Genomic DNA, 4,230 nt, shown 5'->3' on the forward strand with positions numbered 1-4,230 from the left:
CCGTATATAACTCCCACTCGCTAACACTCATTATATCATGATTCGCACCTGCGGTGCTTGACGCTGCTTTCGCAGCTATCATGATCGCCATTCGCCGCTCCCGATGAACATACTTCGTTTGTTCCCGCTCGCTAACACTCATTATATCATGATTCGCACCTGCGGTGCTTGACGCTGCTTTCGCAGCTATCATGATCGCCATTCGCCGCTCCCGATGAACATACTTCGTTTGTTCCCGCTCGCTAACGCTCATTATATCATAACGTCCTTACCTGTGGCTACTGCGAAAACAAGGATTGCCCTACAGGACGCAAAAAGTCCGCCGGAACCTACTGCCTCCGGCGAACTTTCATCACATCACAGATTACCACCCGTGATCTTATTCCATATTTATTTTACTGTCAACCATTCGCCCAGTCCGTCAAACTGATTTTCATAGCTTACGGCCTCCTCATACTGGTTGGACTGCAGGATGATATTTACGGTATTGTAGATACATCTCTTCAGTTCACGGATATCCAGTGTACCTTCCTTCAGCTCTTTGCGGATGTTTTCATGATCTTCTTCCATTCCCGGCATAACCATGTCATTGCCGGCTCTCATACAGCCTGCTGCGGTACACTCGCCCTGGATCTGTACGTTAGTGGTTGTCCAGTCGGTCATAATCGCTCCGGCAAATCCCCACTCGTCTCTTGCTGCTTTCGTACAGGTATCGTAACAGTTCGCAGCATGTACGCCGTTGATCAGGTTGTAGGATGTCATGATGGACATTGGCTGTGCATCCTTGATTGCAATCTCAAATCCTTTCAGATAGATCTCACGGAGGGTTCTCTCGGACAGGATAGAATCCGAACCCATACGGTTGTCTTCCTGGTTGTTGCATGCATAATGTTTGATCGTTGTTCCGCATCCCGGTACTTTCTGTACACCAAGTGTCATGGAGGCAGCCATCATACCGGCCAGCAGCGGATCTTCGGAATAATATTCAAAGTTTCTTCCGCACAGCGGATTTCTGTGAATGTTCATACCCGGTGCCAGCCAGAGGGTGATACCGAACAGTTCCATCTCGTGGCCGATCATTTCACCGAGTTCACGAACAAGATCCAGATTCCAGGTCTGTGCCAGAAGAGTTCCTACCGGAATCGCGGTACAGTACTGATAATAAGAAGTTCCTCTCTTCTCTTTTGATGCTGCGAAGAATCCGCCCTCCAGCGCAGACAGGAAATCGGTCGGAACGATACGGCCGTTCTCTACCTGATATTCTTTTTTCAGACGCAGGCCTGCAGGTCCGTCAGCCAGTGCGATACTTGCCACATTCCATGGTTCTTCTGCTGCCACCAGAGGTGTCTCTGCAGCAGAACCCGGTACGGAGATACCTGCTGAACCAAGCGCATTACCCTGATCTTTTCCAGGGTCTCCGGTAGCCATCTGCACCAACTGTTCCTCGGACATCTGTTCAACAATCTCTCCGGCTCTTCCCGGCAGCACTTCCGGAATCTTCTGATAATCCACTTTTTCTGTCGGAATGTCTGCTGCTTTCACTGCAACCGGCACGATTCCTTTTGCTTTCAGTTCCTCATGCCATGCCAGTTCTCTCGCCTGTACCTTTTTAGCAAATGGCATGATCTCTTTTAACTCTTCTTTTAACGGACAGATATTTTCACACTGTACCATCACTGCTTCCTGATCCAGTTCTAATGCACCACTGAGTACGGAAGTATTTAACTCATTACCAACCCAGATACCGTATTTGCCCGGTTCCAGAATCCATGCTGCCTGGTCCTCACTGTATGATGCCAGCTGGTACAGCGGGAACGTAATGGTCATCTGCTGTTCTTCTCCCGGTGCCAGCAGTTTTGTCTTGCCAAATCCTGCCAGTCTGCGGAATTCTTTCACCAGTTCTCCCTGCGGGCAGGATACGTAGATCTGTACAACCTCTTTTCCTGCATAAGTATCACCGGTATTTTTCACAGTAACTTCCACAGAAACCTTCGGATCCATGGTTCCCGGATTACTGACACTTACTTTTCCTGCTGTGATCACAAAATCGGTATAAGACATACCATAACCAAAGCCATAACGAACCGGTACCAGGAAGGTATCAAAGTAACGATATCCCACAAAGATTCCTTCCTCATATCGTTCTTTCGTCAGATCGCCACTCTTGTAGCTGTATACTTCGGCACCCGGATAATCATTGTATGTTTTCGCCCAGGTATCTGTCATCTTTCCGGACGGGGTCACCGCTCCGGTAAACACATCGGCAAATGCATTGCCGCCTTCCTGTCCGGCCTGTACATACTGTACGATGGAACGGATATTGTCAAATGTATCGGCAAACGCGAGATCCATAAGACCGCCTGTATTGATCACCAGCACCACATCTTTATAGCTCTCACATACCTGTGCCAGCAATACTCTTTCTTCTTCGGAGATAAAATAATCTCCTTCTTTATCAAAACGGTCTTTATTTTCTCCTGCGATACGTGCCATAACAAATACAGCAGTATCTGCACCGTCCGCTTTTGCTGCATCCACATCGATTTTTTCTCCACACGGCATGAAGAACGGAGTGGAAGAATAGGCCTCAAAGAACGCATTTGGATTCTCCAGCTTTTCTGCCTTTTTCAGGATCTCTGCTTTCCAGTCTTCTCTTGCCTGATCATAGATCTTCACATAAGAATCCAGCCAGCCCTCTGTAGTTACTTCGTATCCGGCATTTTTCATTCCCTGTGCGATGGTCACATAATCACGCTCATTTACATCACCCGAACCGGTACCTCCCTTGATGGTTTTGACTGCCCCCGCACCATACAGTGCAATCTTTCCACCTTTTGGAGCCGGAAGAAAATGTCCCTCATTTTTCAGAAGGACAAATCCTTCTGCTGCCGCTTTTCTTGCAAGGGCACGGTTAGCGATCTCACGCTGTGTTACCTCGTTGGATGTTGTTCCGCTGAATGTTCTAGCTTTTACTTTCATCTGTTACTTACCTCCCAATTTCCTGCGTTACTCTATCTTGTTTCCGTCACAATCTCCATGTTCTGTGACACAGACTTCTGATGTTATTATCGCTTATTTTCTGTAAATATACTAGTATCTTTTTATCTTATTTTAGGTCGATATTGATATTTTTCATATTTTTTGATATGATTTTTTCAAAGTTTTGTTTCTTATTTGATATTTTCGAATTATATATTCACTTATTACATTTTTCGGGACTTTTCTTTCTCTTTCGAAAAGTTCCCTTTTCTTAACAGGAGGTTTTATGGAATTGCAATATTATGAAACGATTCGGGAAACCGGTCATCTTCAGGTGCGCTTTGAGCCGGTACTTTCTCCCGCCGGAGTCTTCCCGGCACACTGGCATGAATATGTGGAAATTCTCTACATTAAAGATGGTGTTCTTTCTGCTATTGTACAGGCCGTGGAATATGAACTTCATACAGGCGATCTCATGATCATCAACTCCGGAGATCTTCACATGACCAGAACACCGGGCTGTCACTATCTGATTCTCCAGATCTCTGCCAGACAGCTTCGCTCTTATCTGCCGGACTTTGATCAGTTACGATTTGATACGTTGATTTCTTACACAAAAAGTAAGCAGAACGCGCAGCTCTTTTCTGCTCTTCATGCCATGGAAACTATTTTTCAGGAGCAGCCGCACCATTATGAGCTGCTGTTCACCGCAAGATTATATGAATTTTTATATATTCTCTGTCGGGATCACTGCACCACTACTGCTTCCACTGTCACAGCCGACAGTGATCGTGACCGACTGCGGATTACCCGTGTCATGCAATGGATCCGGGAACATTATCAGGAAAATCTGACACTGGATACCGCAGCCTCCCTGCTCGCAGTCTCAAGGGAATACTTTTGCAGGCTTTTTAAAAAATACACTGGTCAGACCTTCCTGGAATATCTGAACGATGTCCGCACCATTCACCTGGCTAAAGATCTCTCTGCCTGTGACGATACCATCACTTCACTGATGGAAAAACACGGTCTTACCAATTATAAGATCTTTCTCCGGACTTTTCGAAAACTCTACGGAACTTCTCCACAGAAATTTCGTAAGGGAAAGTCCTAGAGCGTGTTTGAAAAAGGCTTTTCGTGAGCTGCGAGTCCCAGTTTGTGGGAGATTTTATCCGAATGAGGGCGGCGTAGCGGGCTACGGCAACCGAATGAGGGTAAAATATACCGCAAAGTGGGGCTTGCAGATTGCGG

At 46.5% G+C, this 4,230-nt stretch carries 2 protein-coding genes and 2 pseudogenes; 2 read left to right on the top strand and 2 right to left on the bottom strand.

Annotated features, from left to right (window positions below):
* Nucleotides 1-390: 390 nt before the first annotated feature.
* Entirely contained in the window at nt 391-2,979 is a 2,589-nt protein-coding gene (locus tag MSA64_RS00370) for a glycoside hydrolase family 3 protein (protein WP_277663470.1), read from the bottom strand.
* Between the two features lie 286 nt (nt 2,980-3,265).
* On the opposite strand from MSA64_RS00370, the gene MSA64_RS00375 reads away from it, so the two are divergent.
* Nucleotides 3,266-4,093 (top strand): AraC family transcriptional regulator, encoded by an 828-nt coding sequence (locus tag MSA64_RS00375; protein ID WP_154432547.1) that lies wholly within the window; start codon nt 3,266-3,268, stop codon nt 4,091-4,093.
* A gap of 7 nt (nt 4,094-4,100) precedes the next feature.
* Nucleotides 4,101-4,169: pseudogene (locus MSA64_RS11845) on the top strand (DUF6783 domain-containing protein); the annotation flags it as partial.
* Here MSA64_RS11845 and MSA64_RS11850 read toward each other — a convergent pair.
* Nucleotides 4,140-4,223: pseudogene (locus MSA64_RS11850) on the bottom strand (DUF6783 domain-containing protein); the annotation flags it as partial. The pseudogenes MSA64_RS11845 and MSA64_RS11850 overlap by 30 nt on opposite strands.
* Nucleotides 4,224-4,230: the final 7 nt, after the last annotated feature.

The organism is Oliverpabstia sp., from assembly GCF_022785585.1.
Taxonomy (GTDB): domain Bacteria; phylum Bacillota; class Clostridia; order Lachnospirales; family Lachnospiraceae; genus Oliverpabstia; species Oliverpabstia intestinalis.

Coding starts and splice junctions, on each gene's coding strand:
- MSA64_RS00370 (WP_277663470.1), bottom strand. CDS start 2,979: ATGAAAGTAAAAGCTAGAACATTCAGCGGAACAACATCCAACGAGGTA.
- MSA64_RS00375 (WP_154432547.1), top strand. CDS start 3,266: ATGGAATTGCAATATTATGAAACGATTCGGGAAACCGGTCATCTTCAG.